At 70.7% G+C, this 22,976-nt stretch carries 20 protein-coding genes; 15 read left to right on the top strand and 5 right to left on the bottom strand.

The features are described from left to right. Positions 1-50 precede the first annotated feature (50 nt). The 3 genes from ACFV6H_RS15830 (at position 51) to ACFV6H_RS15820 (ending at position 2,492) form a co-directional block, all read left to right on the top strand. Entirely contained in the window at positions 51-479 is a 429-nt protein-coding gene (locus ACFV6H_RS15830) for an OsmC family protein (RefSeq protein WP_384787330.1), read from the top strand. A 280-nt stretch (positions 480-759) separates the two neighbouring features. Continuing rightward, positions 760-1,584, top strand: a complete 825-nt coding sequence (locus ACFV6H_RS15825; RefSeq protein WP_385542127.1) for a PPK2 family polyphosphate kinase — start codon at positions 760-762, stop codon at positions 1,582-1,584. A 53-nt stretch (positions 1,585-1,637) separates the two neighbouring features. Next, positions 1,638-2,492, top strand: coding sequence for a polysaccharide deacetylase family protein (locus ACFV6H_RS15820; RefSeq protein WP_384787333.1), 855 nt, complete (start codon positions 1,638-1,640; stop codon positions 2,490-2,492). A 70-nt stretch (positions 2,493-2,562) separates the two neighbouring features. On the opposite strand, the gene ACFV6H_RS15815 is transcribed toward ACFV6H_RS15820, so the two are convergent. Beyond that, complete coding sequence (locus ACFV6H_RS15815) at positions 2,563-2,751, bottom strand: hypothetical protein (RefSeq protein WP_384981104.1); 189 nt, start codon at positions 2,749-2,751, stop codon at positions 2,563-2,565. A 37-nt stretch (positions 2,752-2,788) separates the two neighbouring features. Then, positions 2,789-3,466, bottom strand: coding sequence for an AIM24 family protein (locus tag ACFV6H_RS15810; RefSeq protein ID WP_385541957.1), 678 nt, complete (start codon positions 3,464-3,466; stop codon positions 2,789-2,791). An 81-nt stretch (positions 3,467-3,547) separates the two neighbouring features. On the opposite strand from ACFV6H_RS15810, the gene ACFV6H_RS15805 reads away from it, so the two are divergent. The 5 genes from ACFV6H_RS15805 (at position 3,548) to ACFV6H_RS15785 (ending at position 9,801) form a co-directional block, all read left to right on the top strand. After that, entirely contained in the window at positions 3,548-4,315 is a 768-nt protein-coding gene (locus tag ACFV6H_RS15805; protein ID WP_385541955.1) for a peptidyl-tRNA hydrolase, read from the top strand. 111 nt (positions 4,316-4,426) lie between these two features. Then, a complete protein-coding gene (locus ACFV6H_RS15800; protein WP_385541953.1) occupies positions 4,427-5,236 on the top strand; it encodes a DUF4142 domain-containing protein in 810 nt (269 codons plus the stop codon). A gap of 306 nt (positions 5,237-5,542) precedes the next feature. Then, the gene (locus ACFV6H_RS15795) at positions 5,543-6,916 is read left to right on the top strand and encodes a DUF692 domain-containing protein (RefSeq protein ID WP_385541951.1); all 1,374 of its coding nucleotides are present in this window, start codon (positions 5,543-5,545) and stop codon (positions 6,914-6,916) included. 6 nt (positions 6,917-6,922) lie between these two features. Continuing rightward, the gene (locus tag ACFV6H_RS15790; protein WP_384981090.1) at positions 6,923-7,897 is read left to right on the top strand and encodes a TIGR04222 domain-containing membrane protein; all 975 of its coding nucleotides are present in this window, start codon (positions 6,923-6,925) and stop codon (positions 7,895-7,897) included. 227 nt (positions 7,898-8,124) lie between these two features. Continuing rightward, positions 8,125-9,801, top strand: coding sequence for an alpha/beta hydrolase (locus ACFV6H_RS15785; protein ID WP_385541949.1), 1,677 nt, complete (start codon positions 8,125-8,127; stop codon positions 9,799-9,801). A 54-nt stretch (positions 9,802-9,855) separates the two neighbouring features. Here ACFV6H_RS15785 and hemQ read toward each other — a convergent pair whose 3' ends face one another. Together hemQ and hemG are read right to left on the bottom strand one after the other, a co-directional pair. Then, the gene (gene hemQ, locus ACFV6H_RS15780; RefSeq protein ID WP_093602080.1) at positions 9,856-10,572 is read right to left on the bottom strand and encodes a hydrogen peroxide-dependent heme synthase; all 717 of its coding nucleotides are present in this window, start codon (positions 10,570-10,572) and stop codon (positions 9,856-9,858) included. 4 nt (positions 10,573-10,576) lie between these two features. After that, the gene (gene hemG / locus ACFV6H_RS15775; RefSeq protein WP_385541946.1) at positions 10,577-12,031 is read right to left on the bottom strand and encodes a protoporphyrinogen oxidase; all 1,455 of its coding nucleotides are present in this window, start codon (positions 12,029-12,031) and stop codon (positions 10,577-10,579) included. A 126-nt stretch (positions 12,032-12,157) separates the two neighbouring features. Between hemG and ACFV6H_RS15770 the strand changes: the two genes are divergently transcribed. Next, complete coding sequence (locus tag ACFV6H_RS15770; protein WP_385541944.1) at positions 12,158-13,165, top strand: DUF4349 domain-containing protein; 1,008 nt, start codon at positions 12,158-12,160, stop codon at positions 13,163-13,165. A 54-nt stretch (positions 13,166-13,219) separates the two neighbouring features. After that, positions 13,220-14,599: an FAD-dependent oxidoreductase gene (locus tag ACFV6H_RS15765; protein ID WP_385541942.1), complete on the top strand. Its 1,380-nt coding sequence runs from the start codon at positions 13,220-13,222 to the stop codon at positions 14,597-14,599. Positions 14,600-14,630: 31 nt separating this feature from the next. Here the strand turns inward: ACFV6H_RS15765 and hemE are convergent, their stop codons facing one another. Continuing rightward, positions 14,631-15,695, bottom strand: a complete 1,065-nt coding sequence (gene hemE, locus ACFV6H_RS15760; RefSeq protein WP_385541940.1) for a uroporphyrinogen decarboxylase — start codon at positions 15,693-15,695, stop codon at positions 14,631-14,633. A 91-nt stretch (positions 15,696-15,786) separates the two neighbouring features. Here hemE and ACFV6H_RS15755 point away from each other — a divergent pair, with 91 nt between their 5' ends. From ACFV6H_RS15755 to ACFV6H_RS15735, 5 genes are all read left to right on the top strand, one after another. Further along, the gene (locus tag ACFV6H_RS15755) at positions 15,787-16,476 is read left to right on the top strand and encodes a DUF3000 domain-containing protein (RefSeq protein ID WP_384981074.1); all 690 of its coding nucleotides are present in this window, start codon (positions 15,787-15,789) and stop codon (positions 16,474-16,476) included. Between the two features lie 344 nt (positions 16,477-16,820). Beyond that, on the top strand, positions 16,821-17,480 hold the full coding sequence (locus tag ACFV6H_RS15750) for a response regulator transcription factor (RefSeq protein ID WP_093605154.1): 660 nt from the start codon (positions 16,821-16,823) through the stop codon (positions 17,478-17,480). 88 nt (positions 17,481-17,568) lie between these two features. Beyond that, the gene (locus tag ACFV6H_RS15745) at positions 17,569-18,867 is read left to right on the top strand and encodes an HRDC domain-containing protein (protein WP_385541937.1); all 1,299 of its coding nucleotides are present in this window, start codon (positions 17,569-17,571) and stop codon (positions 18,865-18,867) included. Positions 18,868-19,617: 750 nt separating this feature from the next. Next, positions 19,618-20,838, top strand: coding sequence for a thiolase family protein (locus ACFV6H_RS15740; protein ID WP_385541935.1), 1,221 nt, complete (start codon positions 19,618-19,620; stop codon positions 20,836-20,838). Beyond that, positions 20,835-22,961 carry a 3-hydroxyacyl-CoA dehydrogenase NAD-binding domain-containing protein gene (locus tag ACFV6H_RS15735; protein WP_385541933.1) on the top strand — a complete coding sequence of 709 codons (2,127 nt, stop codon included), beginning with the start codon at positions 20,835-20,837 and terminating at the stop codon, positions 22,959-22,961. Before ACFV6H_RS15740 ends, ACFV6H_RS15735 begins: the two co-directional genes overlap by 4 nt. Positions 22,962-22,976 lie beyond the last annotated feature (15 nt).

Raw genomic sequence — 22,976 nt, 5'->3', positions numbered from 1 at the left:
CAGTACCACCCAGTACCAAGCAGACCAGTACCAAACAGAAGGGTTCCACCATGGCCACCACGCGCCAGGCGCACACGGTCTGGGAGGGCAACCTCCTCCAGGGCACGGGCACCGTCTCCTTCGACTCCTCGGGCATCCCGGACCAGCAGGTCTCCTGGCCCTCCCGCGCGGAGGCGGCGAATGGCAAAACCAGCCCGGAGGAGCTGATCGCCGCGGCCCATTCGAGCTGCTTCTCGATGGCGCTCTCGAACGGTCTCGCCAAGGCCGGCACGCCGCCGACCAAGCTCACCACGCAGGCCGATGTCACCTTCCAGCCCGGCACCGGTATCACCGGTATCCATCTCACGGTCGAGGGCGACGTTCCCGGCCTGGACGAGGCGGAGTTCGTCAAGGCCGCCGAGGACGCGAAGGTGAACTGCCCGGTGAGCCAGGCGCTCACGGGCACGACCATCACGCTGAGCGCGTCGCTCGCCTCCTGACGCGGTTCCGGCTCCGACTCCGGTTCTTACTCCGGGTTCAGCTCTAGTTTCGGCTCCACCGGCCGTGCCACCCGGTCCACCGGACCGGGCGGCACGGCCGTCGCCGTATGCGGCACAGGCGCGGCGCTCAGCGGTCGCGGACGGCGCCGGTCCGACACACCCTGGGGTGACCGACCGATCCGACCGGAAGGGGTGCGCGGTGGCCAGGACGACGGCGCAGAAGGAGACGCAGAAGGAGAAGAGGAAGCAGCGGCGGGACCAGCCGCAGGCTCTCCGCGAGCTGCTGCGCGTCCCCGGCGGCGAGCCCGTCGACCTCTCCTCGTACGACTCCAGGGCCGTCCCGAGCGGCCCGGCGGACAAGGCGGCGGGACTCGCCGCCACCGCCCGGCTGGCGGAACGTCTCGCCGGTCTCCAGGACCGGCTGTACGCGGCCAGCACGGCCGGCGACACCCGTCGGCTGCTGCTCGTGCTCCAGGGCATGGACACCAGCGGCAAGGGCGGCACGGTCAAGCATGTGATCGGGCACTTCAATCCCGCGGGCTGCCGGGTCAGGGCGTTCAAGACGCCGACCGCGGAGGAGCTGAGCCATCCGTTCCTCTGGCGTATCAGACGCGCTCTGCCCGAGCCGGGCGAGATCGGTATCTTCGACCGCTCGCACTACGAGGACGTCCTGATCACGCGCGTACGTGAGCTGGTCCCACGCCGTGATCTCGGCCGACGCTACGGCGAGATCAATCTCTTCGAGCAGTCGCTCGCCGACACGGGCACCACCGTCGTGAAGGTCTTCCTCCATATCGGCTACGAGGAACAGCGCGCCCGGCTGCTGGCCCGGCTCGACAACCCTGACAAGCACTGGAAGTTCAGCCCGGCCGACATCGACGACCGCGCCCTGTGGCCCGCGTACCGGAAGGCGTACGAACTGGCCCTCGAACGCTGTTCCACCGACGCGGCGCCCTGGTATCTGGTCCCGGCGGACCGCAAGTGGTACCGCAACTGGGCGATCAGCACTCTGCTCCTGGAGCATCTCGAAGCCCTGGACCCGGTCTATCCGAAGGCCGGGTTCGATGTGGCGGAAGCCCGCGACAAGCTGCTGAAGATGCCCTGACCGCGCGAGTGCCGTACAACCGATCCAGGAAGATCATCATATATTTTCCGTGAGTGACCACATATGTACGTTTGCTCACCACTGCCACTGCCATCGCCACCGTCGCCGTCCTGGGCGCCGCGCTCGCCGGATGCGGCACCGGCACGGACTCGCCCGCCTCGCTCTCCGCCTCCCGCTCCGGCGCTCCCGGGAGTACGGGAGTCGGCGCGCCGCCGACCATGGCGCCCGGTCCCGACGGGCTGACACCGGTGTTCAAGCGCGGGACCTCGGCCGCAGGCAAGACCGTGGCGCTCACCTTCGACGCCGATATGACGGCCGATCAGGGGCCACGGGCGGCGAGCGGCGAGCAGTTCGACAATCCCTCCCTGATCTCCCTGCTGCGCCGGCTCGACGTACCGTCGACGGTCTTCATGACCGGGCGGTGGGCCGAGGAGTATCCGAGCCAGGCGAAGGCGATCGGCAGCGATCCGGTCTTCGAGATCGCCAACCACTCCTACAGCCACTACGCCTACACGGCCGACTGTTACGGGCTGCCGGCCATCGGCGAGCAGAAGATGGCCGAGGACGTGGAGCGCGCGTTCGCCGCGTTCCGTGCCGCGGGAGCCCGGAATGTGGTGCCGTACTTCCGCTTCCCGGGCGGCTGCTACGACGACGCCGCGCTCCGGGCCCTCGCTCCGGCCAAGGTGACCGCCGTCCAGTGGGACGTCGTCAGCGGGGACGCCTTCGCCACGGACGCGGACGCCGTCGCCGAGCAGGTCCTGAAGGATGTGAAGCCGGGCTCGCTGGTGGTGATGCACTGCACGCGCAGCGCGGCGCCGGTGACGGAGGAGGCGGTCGGGAAGATCGTGCCGGAGCTGCGCAAGCGCGGCTACCGCTTCGTCAAGGTCTCCGAGCTGATGCGGCACTGAGCACGGGACTCCGCGACGGCCTGTGGACGGCCCGGGAAGCGGGCAACGCAGACGGCCCAGGACAGGAGGCTCAGCCCGAACAGGCCATCCGCTGAGCCTCCTGCCACTCGCAGACGGGACAGAGCGTCACGCCCTTGACCGACTCCGGGTACTCGGTCGGCTTTCCGCAGTGCACACAGTCCGCGTAGGCGATCTCTGCCGCCTCTTCCGTCTCTTCCACCGTGGACCGGTCCCGGTCCACAACTGTCTTCTCACTCATACCGTCGAGCGTACTCAGCCGCGCCACGCCGACGGAGTCAGTGCGCGGTGGGCTTCGCCGGCGTCGCCTCGCTCGGCCGGACGATCACAAAGCCCTCGCCCTGGAGCATGAGCTGGACGGCCTCGCCCGAGCCGCCGCGGATCATCGAGCCGACGGACTGCGAACGGTGCAGCGAGGTGCCGAGCTGGCTGCTCCAGCCGACGACCGCGTCCGTGTCGACGTACACCGGCGCCTGCGCCGTGACGGGGATCACGATCGGTGTGCCCTCGCAGATCAGACCGAGCTTGCCATAGCCGGTGAACACGCTGTTGAAGAGCCCGCCGCCGGTCATACCGGCGCCCTTCACCGTCTTTATCTCGTACGAGAGCGTCGGATCGAAGCAGAGCACATTGCGGCCGCTGATGGTGAGCGAGTCACCGTGTTCCACGTCGACGATGAAACAGTTGGCGGCCTCCTGGGCGAACCAGGCCTCGCCCTGTCCTCGGACGGCCATCAGCGGCAGGCCCTCGCCCGTGACGGCCCGCTTGAGCATGCCGCCTATGCCCTGGCCCTTGCGCTCGAACTGGAGACTGCCCCGGTAGGCGATCATGGATCCCTGCCGTGCGTGCATCTCGCCGTTGACGGCGTACTTGATCGACTTGGAGTTCTGGAGTGTCATCCCGGGCGCGGTCGCCGGCTGCGCCAGATGCTCCGCGGTGAAAAGGTCGCTCTTCATGCCGTGCATCCTCGCCCGGAGGCTTCCATTCCGCCAAGAATCCGGCGGAAGGCCTGCCGGAGCGGCTGGCAGACTGGAGCCGTGAGCAGCGAGAGCGACAGCAACAACGCCACCGGCACCGGGACCGGGACCGACAGTCCGTTCCGGCATGAGCGGACGGACCGCGACGAGGCCCCGCAGTTCGTGCTGCCGCTGGTGGTCCATATCGAGAAGGCCACGCCTCCGGCCCGTACCGACGCCCTGGAGACGGCGGCCCGCGCGGTGCTGGTCATGCTCTCCGACGAACGGTCGCTGGGCGAGGGCGAGTGGGCACGGGCGATACGGGACTGGCAGGACGCCCGGATCCGCAAGGTGGTACGGCGGGCGCGCGGCGCGGAGTGGCGCCGCGCCTCGGCGCTCCCGGGCCTGACGGTCATCGGTACGGGCCTGTCGACGGAGGCCGTACCGCCCGCCGAGGTACGGGTCTTCCCGCCGGTCCCGCTCGACGGCTGGCCCAAGGAGCTCGCAAAGCTCCAGGTCTCGGGCACCGACCTCGCCGACCCGGAGCCACCGCCCGCCGCCGATCCGGCGCATCCCGTCCTCTGGCTCAATCCCGAACTGGACATGTCCGCCGGCAAGGCCATGGCCCAGGCCGGCCACGGCGCCCAACTCGCCTGGTGGGAGCTGTCGGACACGGACCGCAAGGCCTGGCACACCGCGGGCTTCCCGCTCGCCGTACGCACTCCTGACGCCGCGCGCTGGCGCGAACTCACCGCCGCCGGCCTCCCGGTGGTCCGCGACGCGGGCTTCACCGAGATCGCGCCGGGCAGCGCCACCGTGGTCGCCGATCACCCGGCGCTGCGGAGCTGAACGTTCCGGAGTCCGTGTACGTATCTCCCGGTACCGCCACGCCGGTTGAACGGCCCGTCGGCCGGCGGTGGTTCAGCGGTGTCCTATATCGGTTCGGGAGGCAGCACATTGTTGCGACGCATCAACGGTACGGCGCTCATCATCGCGGCACTCGTCGCCACAGTCGGGGCGCTGGCCTTCCCCGTCTGGTCGTACGCCGACCGTTCCGGCACCGGGCAGGCCAATCTCAATGCCTCGTCCGTCGCGACACAGTGGGGGCCGCTCTCCGCGACCGACCGTGATCTGCTGGTCAAGGTGCGGCTGGCCGGGCTCTGGGAGCTGCCGGCCGGGCAGCAGGCCATCCAGCGCGCGCCCAGCCAGGCCATCAAGGACTGTGGTGACCATCTCGTCGTCGGCCACACCGACCTCGACAAGCGGGCCCGCGATGTGGCGGCCAGGCTCGGGATCGAGCTGCCGAACCAGCCGACCGAGCAGCAGCAGGGCTGGCTCAGAGAGCTGTCCGCGGCCACGGGCCAGGAGTACGAGCGCAAGTTCGCCAATCTGCTGCGCAACGCCCACGGCAAGGTGTTCGCGCTGATCGCGCAGGTACGGCACACGACCAGAAACACCTTGATACGGCAGCTCGCCAGCGACGCCAACCAGACCGTCCTCGACCACATCACCATGCTGGAGGCCACCGGTCTCGTCGACTTCGACAGCATCGCCAACGAGGCCGCGGGCACCGCCACCGCCAGCCCGACCGGGCCGCCGCCTCCGGACGGAAACCTTCCGCCCGCGCCGTCGCCCGTCGAGGCCACCGGCGACCAGTCCTTCACCTCCCGGCCCTCCACCCAGCCCGGCGCGCCGACCGCGATCAACACCGACCGGCCGGAGCCGGGAACGGAACAGCAGCCACTCGCTCCACCGGCGCCCACTCCCTAGGCCGTGTCTGACAAATCCCGTCTGGCTCACGACGCCTGGCACGCACGCTCGCCGCGTTGTCGGAGTCGCCCGAGTACGGCCGGGCCATCGACAACGACGATCCTCCGCCTTGCGATCGCACGCACCAGACGCCGCGAGCCCCGCCCTGCGGGCGGACGACGCTATGTGTCAGACACGACCTAGCCGGGCCGCGCCGCATGGAACCTCAAATCGACCTCTGAACGTCCCTCTCAACGGATTCAGCGGCGCCCGGCGGGGTCATCACCTCTGCACCGTTGCGCTGTCGCGCACCGAGGAGGGGGAGCCATGAACGGCATACCAGAGCTGGGGATCGGTATCGGCTGGCGTCCGGAGATAGCCGACGCGGTGGAGGAGCTGTCCGGGATCGACTGGGTCGAGGCCGTCGCGGAGAATCTCTGCGCCGGCCATCTGCCCGACTCGCTCGTACGGCTCCGTGAGCGCGGCGTCACCGTCGTGCCGCACGGCGTCTCGCTCGGGCTGGGCGGCGCGGACCGGCCCGACGCGCGGCGGCTCGCGGATCTCGCGGAGCGCGCCGAGGCGCTGGGCTCGCCGCTGGTCACCGAGCACATCGCGTTCGTACGGGCCGGAGGACCGCTCACCGCGTCCGCCACGCTCGAAGCGGGACATCTGCTGCCGGTGCCACGGACCAGGGACGCCCTGCGCGTGCTCTGCGAGAACATACGGATCGCCCAGGACGCCCTGCCCGTACCGCTCGCCGTGGAGAACATCGCGGCGCTGATCTCCTGGCCAGGCGAGGAGATGAGCGAGGGCCAGTTCCTCGCGGAGCTGGTCGAGCGCACCGGTGTCCGGCTGCTGATCGATGTCGCCAATCTGCACACCAACCATGTCAACCGTGGCGAGGATCCGGCGAAGGCCCTGGACGAACTGCCGGTCGAGGCCATCGCGTACGTCCATGTCGCGGGCGGTGTCGAGCGTGACGGCGTCTGGCACGACACCCACGCGCATCCGGTCACCCGGCCGGTCCTCGATGTGCTGGCGGAGCTGCGCTCCCGGGTCGCGCCGCCCGGTGTGCTGCTGGAGCGGGACGACGACTTCCCGCCGGCGTCGGAGCTGGCGGGCGAACTGACGGTGATACGCGAGACACTCACAATCGCGGCCGGCGCCAGTAGCGCTACGGCTACGGCTACGGCTACGGCTACGGCTACGGCTACGGACGAGCCTGCCGCCCTGTCCCTAGCGCCCGAACCGTCCGTGCCTCCCGTACCGCACCGACCGCCCACCGACGCCACGCGCGAGCGGCTCGCGCTGCGTCAGGCGGCCCTGCTCTCCGCGCTGGTCGCCGGTACGCCCGTCCCCGAAGGGTTCGACACCCGGCGCGTGCGCGTGCAGAGCCGTGCCCTCGCCGCCAAGCGTGCCGACGTGATCGCCAAGGTCGCGCCTGAACTGCCCGGGATCCTGGGCGGCGGCTACCGGCCGGCCTTTCTCTCGTACGCCGCGAACCGGCCCATGCGCGCCGGTTACCGCCGTGACGCGCTCGACTTCGCCGAGCATCTGCTGATCGACGGGCGGCCGGAGGATCCCGTCGCCCGGCGGGAGCTGACCTTCTGGTGGCAGGAGCGCGCCGGCTCGCGTCCGCCGCGCCGGGCGACCCGGCTCGTCCGCAGGGCGCGCGCCGCCCTCATCGGGATCGGGAGGTGACGGACGATGACCGTGGTTCTTGTGACGGTGGTCCATCTCGCCGTGGCCGTCTCCTCCGTACTGCTGATCTCCGCCGTGGTCCGGCTGCGCCGCCGTGGCCAGGGCGGTCCCGTCCATGACGTGATGGAGGCCGCGTTCCTCGGCGGCGGTCCCGGCCGGGTCGCGGACGCCGCGATCGCCGGGATGCACGCGGACGGCCGGATGGTCATCGGCGGTCCCAGCATCGTCTCCGTACCGCACCCGGTCGCCAGGAACGAGGTGGAGCAGGCGGTAATCCAGGAACACGCCATGGCGCCCAGCGGCGCCCTGCACACGCTCCGGCTCGCGGTGATGCGCGGTCCCGCCGTACAGCGGGTGGGCGACGCGCTCGCGGCCCGTGGTCTGCTGGTGCCTCCGGCGGAGGCGCGCGGGCCGAGGCGCTGGGGCGGGATACAGGCGCTGGTCTGTTTCATCGGACTGCCCGTGTGCTTCGTCCTCGCCATCATGGTGTTCGTCGCGGGCTCCGTCCCGGGCGACGGCAGTCCGGCGGGCTTCTCCCTGCTGCCGACGCTCTTCGCCGGAGTCGTCGTCGGAATGGTCTGTTCGTCCGTCACCGGGCGGCGGATCACCGCGGCCGGGCAGCGGGCGCTACGGGAGTTCGTCGCCGCGCATCCGTACGGCGGCGGCGCCTCGGCGGACCGGCTCGTCGCGGCGTACGGCATCACGGCGCTGCCCGATCCCGTACTGCAACGGCAGTTGCGGGCCGCCGCCCTGCCACGGTCGGGACATCGCTTCTCCACCGTCGGACACACCTCCGCCGAGGCGGTGGCATGGTGCTCGGGCGGAGATCCCGGTTCCGGTACGGGCTGCGGCGGATCGGGATCCGGCTGTGGCGCGAACTCCTGCGGAAGCAGCGGAGGTTCCTCCGGGAGCAGCTGCGGCGGCGGGAGCGGCAGCAGCTGCGGAGGAGGAGGCAGCAGTTGCGGCGGAGGCAGCTCCTGAGACCGGATCCCGCCTCAGTCCCGTCTGTCTCGTCTGTCCCGCCGCTGTCCCACCGCTCCCCCGCACATCCCGCACGACTCCGCACCTCGGAAGAGCCTCCTGAGTGGCCCTCGGGCGCATCGGAGTCATCGCCTCCGACACCGCTCACCAGTCCTTGCGAAGCCCACTCCCGCTGCCGACCCTCTGTCTGCGGTTGATCCCACAACCGCAGGCCTGAAGGGAACGCGATGCGCGCAGTAGCGAAGTACGGGGCTCTGACCACCCTCGGCTCCCTGGTCCTGTCGGCCCTCGTCGTCACTCCCGCGGACGGCGCCGACGGCACAGGCGACAGGGGCAGCACGGGCGGCATGGGCCCCGGCTCCGGTATCGCCGGTGCGGTCATCTCCCGTACGAAGGCCGCCGTCGAGAGCCGGGGCGTCGCCCGTGCCGCCCGGCGCGCCGCCGCCACCGGTGTCGCGTTCGGTCCCTGTCCCAAGTCCGAGATGCTGCCGCCGCACATCACCTGCGGCACGGTCCAGGTCCCGCTCGACTACGCCGAGCCCGAAGGCAAGAAGATCCGTCTCACCGTCAGCCGTGTCCGCGCGAGCGGAGAGCCGGACCAGCGGCAGGGCGCGCTGGTCTTCAATCCCGGTGGCCCGGGCGCCTCCAGCATGTACTTCCCGATGGCCGCCGAGATGCCCGAGTGGAAGCGGATCGCCCAGGCGTACGACATCGTCGGCTACGCGCCTCGCGGAGTGGGCCGCTCCGCACCGCTCTCCTGTCAGGATCCGGCGGACTTCACCAAGGCCCCGACCCAGTCGCCGACGCATCCCTCCGAGTCGTACAAACTGGAGCGGATCGCCGAGGCCAAGGCGTACGCCCAGGGCTGCGCCGAGAACACCGGTCCCGCCCTGGCCCACTTCACCTCCCTCAGCAACGCCCGCGATCTGGACGTACTGCGCGCGGCGCTCGGCGAGGAGCGGCTGACCTTCATGGGCGCCTCGTACGGCACGTACTTCGGCGCGCTCTACGCGACGCTCTTCCCGTCCCATGTACGCAGGATGGTCTTCGACTCGGCGGTCAATCCGGATCCGCGGCAGATCTGGTACGGCAACAACCTCGATCAGTCGGTCGCGTTCGAGCGCCGCTGGGCCGACTTCCGTGCCTGGGTCGCCAAGCACCACAAGACCTATCGGCTCGGCACCACGCCGGAGGAGGTCCAGCGGAGTTACGAGACGGTGCGCGCCGCGGTGGCGCACGAGCCGGCCGGCGGAAAGGTCGGTCCCGGCCAGTTGCAGGCGGCGATGCTCGGGGCCGGTTACTACGACGACTACTGGGCGATGCGCGCCACCGCGCTCTCCGAGTACGTCAAGGGCAATCCGGCGCCGCTGATCGCACAGGCCTCGCCCAGGCCGGTGGCCGCCGCCGACAGCGAGAACGGCAACGCCGTGTACACCGCCGTCGAGTGCAATGACGCGCCCTGGCCGACGGACTGGCAGGTGTGGGACCGCGACAACACCGAACTCGCGCGCCGCGCGCCCTTCGAGACCTGGGACAACGCCTGGATGAATCTGCCGTGCGCCTACTGGCCGGTGCCACGGCAGCAGCCGCTCGATGTCCGTACCTGGCCGGGCGAGCTGCCGCCGACGCTGATCCTGGCGGCCGAGCGGGACGCGGCGACGCCGTACGAGGGAGCGCTCGAACTCCAGCGCAGGCTGGCCGGTTCCGCACTGGTGACCGAGCGCGACGCCGGTACGCACGGGATCGCCGGCGGCAACAACGCCTGCGTCAACAAATATCTGGAGGACTATCTCCTCCGTGGAGAGGCACCGGTGCGGCGCGCGGAGTGCGCGCCGCACACGGAACCGAACCCGGTGTCGCTGGACGAGCGGTCGGGCGGCCGCAAGCTGCCGCCGATCGTCTGATCTTCCGGGCGGGACGGCCGGTCCGTACAGCCGAGGACCGGCCACCGAGCGGACCTAGGCCAGTCCGGCGACCAGTTCCGCGACCGACTTGCGGCGGCCCGTGTAGAACGGGACCTCCTCGCGGACATGCATCCGCGCCTCCGAGCCGCGCAGATGACGCATCAGATCGACGATCCGGTACAGCTCGTCGGCCTCGAAGGCGAGCACCCACTCGTAGTCGCCGAGCGAGAACGACGCCACGGTGTTGGCGCGTACGTCCGGATAGCCGCGCGCCATCTTGCCGTGGTCCGCGAGCATCCTGCGGCGGTCCTCGTCGGGCAGCAGATACCAGTCGTACGAGCGTACGAAGGGATAGACGCTCACATAGTTCCGAGGCGTCTCGTCGGCCAGGAAGGCCGGTACGTGCGACTTGTTGAACTCGGCGGGCCGGTGCAGCGCCATGTTCGACCAGACCGGCTCCAGCGCCCGTCCCAGCCGTGTGCGGCGGAAGCGGTTGTACGCCTCCTGGAGCTCGTCCGAGGTCTCGGCGTGCCACCAGATCATGACATCGGCGTCGGCGCGCAGCCCGGACACGTCGTAGGTGCCCCGTACGGTGATGTCCTTGGCGCCGAGCTGGTCGAACAGCTCCTGGACCTCCTCCGCGTAGCCGGTCCTGTCCTCGGGCAGCACGTCACGCAGCTTGAAGACGGACCACAGCGTGTAGCGGATGACCTCGTTGAGGTCCTTGGCCTTCTTGCCCGCGTTCGGGGTCTTCTCTGGAACAGCAGTCATGGCCCTATTCTCCCGCGCCGCGTCCGGTGCCCCACGCCAGGGTCGACGTGGCGATGATCTCGTCGGCCGCGCGGCGGGCGCTCGCGACACAGGCCGGGATGCCGACACCGTCGTAGGGAGCGCCGCAGACGCGCAGGCCCGGCAGCTTGGCGACGGCCTCCCGGATCCGCGCCACCCGGGCCTGATGTCCCACGGGATACTGCGGCAGACCGTCGATCCAGCGGGTGACCTCGGTGGCCACGGGACGCGCGGTGAGCCCGGTCGCCTCGCCGAGGTCGCGCAGGGACACCTCGACCAGATCGGCGTCGTCCTGGTGCACCCGCTCCTCCTCGCCGTACCGCCCGATCGAGGTACGCAGCAGGAAGAGATCAGGCGCGGCATCCGCGACCCAGCGCCACTTGCGGGTGGAGAAGGTCGACGCCTTGATCGTGTGTCCGTCGACGGGCGGTACGAGAAAGCCGCTGCCGTCGGGCAGCGCGTCGGCGTCGGCGCGCCGGAAGGCCATCGTCACCAGCGCCATCGAGGCGTACTCGATCCCGGCGAGTTCGGCGGAGGCGGCCGGGGACTCGTCGGCGAGCAGGGCGGATGCGGACCACGCGGGAGCCGCCAGGACCACACCGTCGGCGGACAGCACCTCACGGTCGGTACGGATCCGCCACCGGTCGGCGGTACGGGTCAGACCGAGGACCGGGCTCTCCATACGGATCCGGCCGCCGCCGGCCCGTACGGCATCGGCCACGGCGCCCGGCAGCCGGCCCACGCCGCCCTCGATGCCCGCGAAGACCGCGCCGGCCTCGCCTGCCGACCGCTGCGCCGCGGCGGCTTCGGCCTGGAGGGCGCGGACGCTCTCCAGCAGCGAGTGATGGCTCTTGAGCGCCTCGAAGAGCTGCGGGACGGCCGACTTCATGGAGATGCGGTACGCGTCGCCCGCGTAGACGCCGCCGAGCAGCGGTTCCACCAGCCGGTCGACGACCTCCCTGCCGAGCCGCTCAGCGACATACGCGCCGACCGATACGTCGTCACCGATCTCTGTGGGCGGCAGTTCGGGCTCGCGGGCGATCCGGGCCAGGCCCTCCTCGGAGAGCAGACCGGCGAGCGCGGCGGGATCGCCCGGCACGCCCATCACATGGCCCTTGGGCATCGGCCGCAGCTCGCCACGGGTCCAGACCGAGGCGGTGGCGGTGGCGGGCGGCTGGAGCAGTCCGCCGAGCCCGACGGCGCGGGCGAGCTCGACGGCCTCCGGGCGGCGCGCGAGCATCGACTCGGCTCCGAGGTCGACGGGCGCGCCCTCGATCTCACCGGCGTACAGCTTTCCGCCGAGCCGGCCGGTGGCCTCCAGCAGCGTCACATCGATCCCGGCGCCCAGCAGCCGGTGGGCCGCCGCCAGACCGGCGATACCACCTCCGATGACGACGACATGACCTGTGTGTGTGTCCACGTGCTGCGCGCTCGGCTCCATGGCTCCACTCTCTCAAACCCGTAACGAGTCCCGACCGTGACCGCTTCGGAACCGGAAACGGGCAACCCGCCCTCAGGGCCCGGACGTCGAACCGGCGTCATCTGATTTTCACCTTGGGGGGCCGGTATGCGCAGGACACCCGCGTTCGCGGCGGCACTGCTCACCATCTCGCTCGCACTCGCCGGATGCGGTGCGAACGACAGCACGAGTCGGACTTCGTCCTCGGACGCGAAGGCCGTTCCGGCACAGGGCGGCAAGCAGGAGGGCGCCGGAGCGGCCGACCGGGCGGCACAGGCGCCGGGCAGCGAAGGCGTGAAGGCGAGCGCGCCGCCCTCGCGGGCAGGTACGCATGTGATCCGTACCGCCGAACTGACCGTACGCGTCAAGGACACCCAGAAGGCGCTGTCCACGGCGCGGGACGCCGCCGTGAACGCCGGAGGCCTGGTCGAGAACGAGTCCACCGAGCGGGACGAGGACTCCTATGTGATGTCGCGCATCGTGCTGCGGGTGCCGCAGGACGAGTACGACTCGGTCCTTGCCGAACTGACCGGCACCGGCACGCTGTTGGCCCGTAAGGCGAACGCCAAGGACGTCACCGACCAGGTGGTCGACGTGGACAGCAGGATCGCCTCGCAGCGGGTGAGCGTGGCACGGATACGGGAGTTGATGGACCGGGCCACCAAGCTCGGCGATGTGGTCGCGCTGGAGGGCGAGCTGAGCAGCCGTCAGGCCGCGCTGGAGTCACTGCTCGCCCAGCAGGCCTCGCTCAAGGACCGCACCACGCTGGCCACGATCACTCTGGAGCTCTCCGAGGCGCCGGTCGTGAAGCCGGAGAAGAAGGAGGAGGCCCCGGGCTTCCTGGACGCGCTGGGCGGCGGCTGGGACGCGTTCACGGCAACACTGCGCTGGATCGCGGTCGTGATCGGCGCGGTGGCGCCGTTCGCCGTGGCGCTCGCCGTGCTCTACGCGCTGTGGCGGCTGGCGCGCCGGCTGCTGCCCGTGACCGGAGCGCACCAGGGACGTCCCACGACGGTCCCGGCCGCTCCTGAAGGAAACGGCCCGACCGGACCTGGCGGCTCGGCGGCTCCCGCCGCTCCCGCCGGGCCGGCCCCGGGGGCCGCACCGGAGGACTGATCCGCGCTCCGCCCGCGTAGCGTTTCCCATGGATACGCAACGAAGGGACGCGCAATGGCGGCGGAGCGCATGGTGGTCATCGGCGGCGATGCGGCGGGCATGTCCGCCGCATCGCAGGCCCGCAGGATGAAGGGCCCGGAGGCGCTGGAGATCGTCGCCTTCGAACGCGGCCACTTCACCTCGTTCTCGGCGTGCGGCATTCCGTACTGGGTGAGCGGCGACGTGACCGAACGCGACGATCTGATCGCCCGTACTCCGCAGGAGCACCGCGAGCGCGCCATCGACCTCCGTACGCGTACGGAGGTCATGGAGATCGATGTGGCCGGGCAGCGGGTTCTGGCGCGGGATCTCAGCGACGGCAGTGAGAGCTGGACCGGTTTCGACAAGTTGGTCATCGCGACCGGCGCGCGCCCTGTGCGCCCGGCGCTGCCCGGGATCGACGCGCCGGGCGTGCACGGCGTACAGACACTGGACGACGGCCAGGCGCTGCTGGACACGCTGGCCGGTACACGCGGCCGACGCGCGGTCGTCGTGGGCGCGGGCTATATCGGTGTGGAGATGGCCGAGGCGCTGCTGAAGCGCGGTTACGAGGTCACGGTCGTCCACCAGGACGAGCAGCCGATGGCCACGCTCGATCCGGACATGGGCCGGCTGGTCCATGAGGCGATGGACGGGATGGGCATCACCACGGTGGGCGGCGCGCCGGTCACCAAGGTCCTCACCGGCGAGGACGGCCGGGTGCGGGCCGTGGCCACCGAGGACGCCGAGTATCCGGCCGATGTGGTCGTGCTCGGGATCGGTGTCGTACCGGAGACCTCACTCGCCCGCGCCGCCGGACTGCCGCTCGGGCCGCACGGCGGACTGCTCACCGATCAGTCGATGCGGGTGCGCGGCCACGAGAACATCTGGGCGGGCGGCGACTGTGTGGAGGTCCTCGATCTGGTCTCCGGCACCACCCGCCATCTCGCCCTGGGCACCCACGCGAACAAGCACGGCCAGATCATCGGCGCGAACGCGGGCGGCGGCTACGCCACCTTTCCCGGTGTGGTCGGTACGGCCGTCAGCAAGGTCTGCGATCTGGAGATCGCCCGTACGGGACTGCGCGAGAAGGACGCCCGCCGCGCGGGCCTCCAGTTCGTCACCGCGACCATCGAGTCCACCAACACGGCCGGTTACTACCCGGGCGCGGCCCTGATGACGGTGAAGATGCTCGCGGAGCGCCGTACGGGCCGGCTGCTGGGCGTCCAGATCGTGGGCCGCGAGGGCTCGGGCAAGCGCGTGGACATCGCGGCGGTCGCGCTGACGGCCGGGATGACCGTGGAGCGGATGACGACTCTGGACCTCGGCTACGCGCCGCCGTTCTCGCCGGTCTGGGATCCGGTGCTGGTCGCCGCGCGCAAGGCGACGACGGCGGTACGGGCGGCGGGAATGTAGCCGGGGACGAGAGGCCCTGGTCCCTGCGCGCTCAGCGGGCGGTCCTGGTGTGGACGTACTCCACCAGCCTGGTCAGGGCGTCCGGATCCATGCTCGGCAGCACACCATGGCCCAGATTGAAGACATGGCCCTCCAGCCCGGCCGCCGCGTCGAGCACCTCGTCGGCCTTCTCCTCCACCACGGCGGTCGGCGCGAAGAGGACGGCCGGATCGAGATTGCCCTGGAGCGCCTTGCCCGGGCCGATCCGGCGGGCCGCCTCGTCGAGCGGTACGCGCCAGTCGACGCCGACGACATCCGCGCCGGCCTCGCCCATCGCGCCGAGCAGCTCGCCCGTACCGACACCGAAGTGGATACGCGGCACACCGTACGCGGCGACCGCGTCGAAGACCTTGGCCGAGGCCGGCAGTACGGAGCGGCGGTAGTCGGCCGGGGCCAGGGCGCCCACCCAGGAGTCGAAGAGCTGCACGGCGCTCGCGCCCGCCTCGATCTGCACCTTGAGGAAGGCCGAGGTGATGTCCGCGAGCCGGTCCAGCAGATCGGCCCAGAGCGCCGGATCGCCGTACATCATCGCCTTGGTGTGCTCGTGGTTGCGGGACGGACCGCCCTCCACGAGATAGCTGGCGAGGGTGAAGGGAGCGCCGGCGAAGCCGATGAGCGGTGTGGAGCCCAGCTCTCCGGTCAGCATCCCGATCGCCTCGGTGACATAGGAGACATCGTCGGGAGTGAGATCGCGCAGCCGCGCGAGATCGGCCCGGCTGCGGATCGGGTCGGCGACGACCGGGCCGACGCCCGGCTTGATGTCGAGGTCGAGACCGATGGCCTTGAGCGGGACGACGATGTCGCTGAAGTAGATCGCGGCGTCGACCTTGTGGCGCCGTACGGGCTGGAGTGTGATCTCGGTGACCAGCTCGGGCCGCATACAGGACTCCAGCATCGGAATTCCCTCGCGGACCTTGAGGTATTCCGGCAGCGAGCGCCCGGCCTGCCGCATGAACCAGACCGGCGTGTGCGGTACCGGTTCACGCCTGCACGCCTTGAGAAAGGCCGATTCGTCTGTCTTCGTCTGCTGGCCCGAAGGGCGGTCAATCGCGCTCACGACCAGAATCTTCGCATGTACGGGGAAGCCGCTGCCCCGGCCCGGGTGTCCCTCCCTGCGCGAGACGCGCGTTCCGCCTACTCTTCCCCGCATGGCTGCGGCTCAGGGACAGTTTTCCGATCATTCCAACGGCACCGAGGGAACAGGCAGCGCGGAGGGGGGCTCCGTCCCGTCCGCGTTCCGTACGGCGGTCGAAGCACTGCGGTCGGCGCGGCTGCGTCCCGGGATCGAGATCGAGCCGACGCCGCCGCCGAAGCGGCTCGCACCGTACGCGTACGCCCTGGAGGCGGCGGTCGTCGACGGCGAGGACGATCTCGCCGACGGCCGGCTGATCCTGCTGCACGATCCGGCCGGACACGAGGCCTGGCAGGGAGTGTTCCGGCTGGTCACGCTGGTGCGGGCGGAGCTGGAGCCGGAGATGGCCGCCGATCCGCTGCTGCCCGAGGTGTGCTGGTCCTGGCTGACGGGCGCGCTGGAGGCGCGCGGACTGTCGTACGGAGAGGCCGGCGGTACGGTCACACGGGCCGGCTCGTACTACTTCGGCGGTCTCGCCGAGCGCAGACCGGCGACCCAGATCGAGATCCGCGCGTCCTGGACACCGCGCGAGGGCCGGGCCGGAGTGCCCGACACCGCGGCGCATCTCGCCGCCTGGTGCGATCTGCTCTGCCAGATCGCGGGACTGCCGCCGGCCGCGCCGGGACCGCTCCAGGGACCCGCGGAGGCGGGCTCCGGCGCGGGCGTGGTGTCCCTGCCCCAGCGGCGCGGTCCACAGGTGTCCTGACGTATCCGAACGTATCCGACGTATGTCCTGTGTCCTGACGTATCTGACGCATCTGACGTAACTGACGCTCCTTCACACCGCCGCCGTGGCGTCATGACGCCACGGCGGCGGTTCGCCATGCTCTCCGTCCTCTCGGTGCTCTCCTTGCACGTCGGAGCGATGGGACCGGTCATAGGATGATCGATCACCCGTCCGAATTGCCCGAATTGTTACTCACCAAATCGTGATCATTCTCTAAAGGCGGGCGGGATTGCTGCCGAAGAGGTCAATGACCCTTCAAACACGGTTCCCTCCGGCTTCATCCCCCAGAGCCGGCGCCGTCCCGCACCTTCCCAGGAGGCCTGGTGTCCGTTCTCCTCGAGCAGCCCGCAAGCCTGGTCGCCTACCGCCCGAACAAGCCGACGGCCATGGTCGTCGTGGCCGACCCGCGCGTCCGCTCCACCGTCACCCGCCATCTGTGGGCGCTTGGAGTACGAGACGTCATCGAGGCATCGTCCATCGCGGAGGCACGCCCCCGCGTCGGCAACCCGCGCGACATCTGCGTTGCCGACGTCCACCTGCCCGACGGTTCCGGGCTGACCCTGCTGTCCGAGACCCGAGCCGCCGGCTGGCCCAACGGCCTCGCCCTCTCCGCCGCCGATGACATCGGCGCGGTGCGCAACGCCCTCGCGGGCGGCGTCAAGGGCTATGTCGTGACCGGCACACGCACCAACATCGGCCATCCCACCCGCCCCGGCGCCGCCCCCATCGGCGCCGGTCAGCGGATGCACCGCCGCCCGCCCGGCGCGCCGAGCCACCCGGGCGGCTACCGCGAGCTCTCCGGCCGTGAGGTCGAGGTGCTCAGGCTGGTGGCCGAAGGCCAGTCCAACAAGGCCATCGGTGTCTCGATGGGCCTGTCCGCGCTCACCGTCAAGAGCCATCTCGCCCGTATCGCGCGCAAGCTCGGCACGGGCGACCGGGCGGGGATGGTCGCCGTGGCCCTCCGTACCGGCATCATCCACTGACCGACCCCGCTCCCCCGTTCTCCCCCCACCGCCCGTCGACGGAACGTTCCGTCGACGGGCGCCGTCCGTTCACAGATACCCTTGACAGGTGACCGACGCCCAAGAGACCGCAGCAGAGCCAGCACTGCGAACCACCGGGGGCCCGCGGCGGCAGCCGCTGATGTCGCAGCCCCCGGGCGACGGCGAATCGGCGCCGATCCCTTTGCTGGAGCCCCGCGAGGGCATTCCGCCGGTGGTCGCCGCCGAAGCAGACCTGGCCGGAGTGATCGCGGCCTTCGCCGCGGGCACCGGCCCGGTGGCCGTCGACGCGGAGCGCGCGTCCGGCTACCGCTACGGTCAGCGCGCGTATCTCGTCCAGCTGCGCCGTGAGGGCGCGGGCACGGCACTGATCGATCCGGTCGGCTGCCCTGATCTCTCCGGGCTCGGCGAGGTGCTCGCGGAGACCGAGTGGATCCTCCACGCGGCCACGCAGGATCTTCCGTGCCTGCGCGAAATAGGCATGACGCCCACCCGGCTGTTCGACACGGAACTGGCAGGCCGGCTGGCGGGCTTCCCCCGGGTCGGGCTCGGCGCGATGGTCGAGAACGTCCTCGGGTACGCGCTGGAGAAGGGCCACTCCGCCGTCGACTGGTCGACGCGGCCTCTTCCCGAGCCCTGGCTGCGGTACGCCGCGCTCGATGTGGAGCTGCTGGTCGATCTGCGCGACGCGCTGGAGAAGGAGCTGGACCGGCAGGGCAAGCTGGAGTGGGCGCACCAGGAGTTCGAGGCGATCGCCTCGGCCCCGCCGCCGGCGCCGCGCAAGGATCCGTGGCGCCGTACGTCGGGGATGCACAAGGTGCGCCGCCGCCGGCAGATGGCGGTCGTACGGGAGCTGTGGACCACCCGTGACCGGGTCGCGCAGCGGCGCGACGTCTCCCCGGGCAAGGTGCTGAGCGACACGGCGATCATCGAGGCGTCGCTGGCCCTGCCGGTGAATGTGCACGCGCTCACCGCGCTGCCCGGTTTCGGCCATCGGATGGGACGGCGCCAGCTCGAACAGTGGCAGGCGGCGGTGGACCGGGCGCGCGCCCTGCCGGACGCGGACCTCCCACAGCCGGGCCAGCAGGTCGCGGGACCGCCGCCGCCGCGCTCCTGGGCGGACAAGGACCCGGAGGCGGCGGAGCGGCTGTCGGCGGCGCGCGCGGCGGTCTCGGCGCTGGCGGAGCGGCTGAACATGCCGCAGGAGAACCTGATCACGCCGGACACGGTGCGGCGGGTCTGCTGGGAGCCGCCGCGGGAGCGGACGGTGGAAGCGGTGTCGCTGGCGCTGGCGGAGTACGGGGCGAGGCCGTGGCAGATCGCCCAGGTGGCACCGTTGCTGACGCGCTCGCTGTCACCGGCGCCTTAACGCCTCCCGGCGGGGGGGGCCGCCGTGCGGCGGGGGCTTTACGCGCCTGCGGCGCGGGGGCCGGTGGTGGGTGCGGGTGCCGGGGCCTCCGGAGGTACATGTCCGGACGGCATGATTTACGCCGCGTGCGGGTCAGTTGTTGGGTGCGGGTTTCGTGTGCGGCACAAATCACGCTTTAGTGTCCGGACACGCACCTCCTACGACCCCGCCCCCCTCCCGCCCGTGGGCCCGGCTGCGGCTCGTGCCGGGCACCCACCAAGCCCGTCCGGCGATTGAGGACGGAACGGCCCAGCCCGGTGCCGGGCTCCCAGATTGTGGGGCAAAATCCAGCCCGTCCGGCGATTGAGGACGGAACCGTCGGCACCGGTGCCGGGTGCCCGGACGGTGGGGGTGCGTGGGACCCGTTCGCGCCCGGCCGCAGGCCGGAAAAACCAGCCCGTCCGGCGTTTGAGGACGAACCGGCCAGCCCGGACAGGTTCGGGTTGCGGAGACGTTCCGGCCCCGCACGGCCGCCGGCGAGTGAGCCGAAGGGCGCGCCGCTGTCGAAAGGGAGAGCGCGCGGAGGTTCGCGAGGTACGAGCGAATCGAGCACGGTCGACCGTCGACAGTGGCATAAAGCGCCCGGAGGCGAACCGAGCCCTCAAAAGAAAAGGCCGACGGGGCGCGGTCGGTTACTGGGGAGTAGCATGGGTACGCGCGCGCTTCGGCGTGCTCCCGCAGTGCCATCCCGCACCCTGGAGGAGAGCCATCGTGCCTCGTACCGTCAGGGACGTCGTCTTTGTCGACGGCGTCCGTACCCCGTTCGGCAAGGCGGGCCCGAAGGGCATGTACCACGAGACCCGGGCCGACGATCTTGTCGTGAAGGCGATCCGGGAGCTGCTGCGCCGCAACCCGGATCTCGACCCGGCGCGGATCGACGAGGTCGCGATCGCCGCGACCACGCAGATCGGTGATCAGGGCCTCACGCTCGGCCGTACCGCGGGCATCCTCGCCGGGCTGCCGCAGTCCGTGCCCGGCTACTCCGTGGACCGGATGTGCGCGGGCGCGCTGACCGCGGTGACCAGTACGGCGGGCTCCATCGCGTTCGGCGCGTACGACATCGTCGTGGCCGGCGGTGTCGAGCACATGGGCCGGCATCCGATGGGTGAGGGTGTGGATCCCAATCCCCGGTTCGTGAGCGAGAAGCTCGTGGACGACTCCGCCCTTTTCATGGGGATGACGGCCGAGAATCTGCACGACCGCTTCCCGCATCTGACCAAGCTCCGTGCCGACGAGTACGCGGTGCGTTCGCAGGAGAAGGCCGCCAAGGCGTATGCGAACGGTCTGATCCAGCAGGATCTGGTGCCGATCTCGATCCGCCGTACCGATCCGGCGGCAGGCGAGACCGGCTGGGGTCTGGCCACCGCCGACGAGCCGATGCGGCCCGGTACGACGCTGGAGACGCTGGCCGGGCTCAAGACGCCGTTCCGGCCGCACGGCCGGGTCACCGCGGGCAATGCCGCCGGGCTCAACGACGGCGCCACGGCCTCGCTGATCGCCGCCGAGGACTTCGCGCGCGAGCAGGGACTGCCGGTCAGGATGCGGCTCGTCTCGTACGCCTTCGCGGGTGTCGAGCCCGAGGTGATGGGCTACGGGCCGATCCCGTCGACGGAGAAGGCCCTCGCCAAGGCGGGCCTCTCGATCTCCGACATCGGGCTGTTCGAGATCAACGAGGCCTTCGCCGTGCAGGTGCTGGCCTTCCTCGACCACTACGGCATCGCGGACGACGACGAGCGCGTCAACCAGTACGGCGGCGCCATCGCGTTCGGCCATCCGCTGGCCTCCTCCGGCGTACGGCTGATGACGCAGCTCGCCCGGCAGTTCGAGGCACGACCCGACGTCAGGTACGGACTGACCACGATGTGCGTCGGCTTCGGCATGGGCGCGTCGGTCATCTGGGAGAACCCGCACTTCGACGGAGGCACCAAGTGAGCACCGCTGAACTCCTGAAGGGCGCGGCCGAGCTGTTCCCCGACGAGGTCGTCACCCAGGCGCATGTACGCCATCTCGATCTGCCCGCGGGCGCCGGGCGCTTCGCGCTGATCACGCTGGACAACGGTCTCGACCACACGAAGCCGACGACGTTCGGCCCGCAGTCGCTGGCGAATCTGGACGCCGCGATCGCCCAGGTCGAGGCGGAGGCGTCCGAGGGCGCCATCGTCGGTGTGGGCGTGACCGGCAAGCCGTTCATCTTCGCCGTCGGCGCCGACCTCAAGGGCGTGGAGCTGCTGAAGCGCCACGAGGACGCCCTCGCGATCGGCCGCGGCGGCCATGACGTCTTCAAGCGGCTCGCCGCGCTGGCCGTGCCGACGTTCGCGTACTACAACGGCGCGGCGATGGGCGGCGGTGTGGAGATCGGTCTGCACTGCCGGTACCGCACGGTGTCGGCCGCGCTGCCCGCGTTCTCGCTGCCCGAGGTCTTCCTCGGTCTGGTGCCGGGCTGGGGCGGCTGTACGCTCCTGCCGAATCTGATCGGCGCCGAGCGCGCGGTCTCGGTCGTCCTCGAGAACTCGCTCAGCCAGAACAAGCAGCTCAAGGGCGCCCAGGTGCATGAGCTGGGAATCGCGGACGCGATCTTCGAGGGCGCGGACTTCCTGGAGCAGTCGCTGCTGTGGACGGCGTCCGTGCTCAAGGGCGAGCTGGAGATCGTACGGCCCGCGGTGGACCGCGGTGAGGCCTGGGACCAGGCCGTCGCGCGCGGCCGGGCCTTCGCCGACTCCAAGGTGCACGGCGCGGCTCCGGCCGCCTACCGCGCGCTCGACATCATCGCCGCGGCCAAGGACGGCGACCTCCAGGCGGGCTTCGACGCCGAGGACCGGGCGCTGGCGGACCTGATCATGGGCGGCGAGCTGCGCGCCGGGATCTATGCCTTCGATCTGGTGCAGCGGCGCGCCAAGCGCCCGGCCGGAGCGCCGGACAAGTCGCTGGCCCGTCCGGTCACCAAGGTGGGCGTGGTCGGCGCCGGACTGATGGCCTCGCAGCTCGCGCTGCTCTTCCTGCGCCGGCTTGAGGTCCCGGTCGTCCTCACGGACATCGACCAGGAGCGTATCGACAAGGGCGTCGGGTATGTCCATGGCGAGATCGACAAGCTGCTGCTGAAGTCCCGTATCAACCAGGACAAGGCGAACCGGCTCAAGGCGCTGGTCTCCGGTGTGCTGGACAAGGCCGAGGGCTTCGCGGACGCGGACTTCGTCATCGAGGCCGTCTTCGAGGAGATGGGCGTCAAGCAGCAGGTGTTCGCGGAGGTCGAGGCGGTCGCTCCGGCGCATGCGATCCTCGCCACCAACACCTCGTCGCTGTCGGTCTCCGAGATGGCGTCGAAGCTGAAGCATCCCGAGCGTGTCGTGGGCTTCCACTTCTTCAATCCGGTCGCGATCCTGCCGCTGCTGGAGATCGTGCGCGGCGAGCGGACCGACGATGCGGCGCTGGCGACGGCGTTCGGAGTGGCGAAGAAGCTCAGGAAGAGCGCGGTGCTGGTCAAGGACGCGCCGGCGTTTGTCGTCAACCGTATCCTCACGCGCTTCATGGGCGAGATCCAGAATGTCATCGACGAGGGCACTCCGGTCGCGGTGGCGGAGCGCGCGGTGGAGCCGCTGGGGCTGCCGATGTCGCCGCTGGTGCTGCTGGAGCTGGTCGGCCCGGCGATCGGGCTGCATGTCTCCGAGACGCTGCACCGCGCGTTCCCGGACCGTTTCACGGTCTCGGAGAACCTCGCGGCGGTCGTGAAGGCGGGCAAGCGCGGCTTCTATGTCTATGACTCGGGCGCGCCGGAGCTGGATCCGGAGGTCGCCGCGCTCCTCAAGCAGGGCGATACGGTCCTGACGGAGGAGCAGACCCGGGAGCGTGTGCTGGACGCGGTGGCTCAGGAGATCGGGCTGATGCTGGCCGAGGGCGTCGTCGCCGAGGCGCAGGACATCGACCTCTGTCTGCTCACGGGCGCGGGCTGGCCCTTCCATCTGGGCGGCATCACACCGTATCTGGACCGGGAAGGCGTCTCGGAGCGTGTGAACGGCAAGCGGTTCCTGGCGCCGGGCGTGGCGAGCGTACCTGCGTAGCCCTCACGCGGGCGG

The sequence above is a fragment of the Streptomyces sp. NPDC059743 genome (genome assembly GCF_042732975.1).
In the GTDB taxonomy this organism is placed as follows: Bacteria; Actinomycetota; Actinomycetes; order Streptomycetales; family Streptomycetaceae; genus Streptomyces.
Note: the sequence above shows the minus strand (reverse complement) of the source record. Positions and strands in the feature narration are given on the sequence as shown.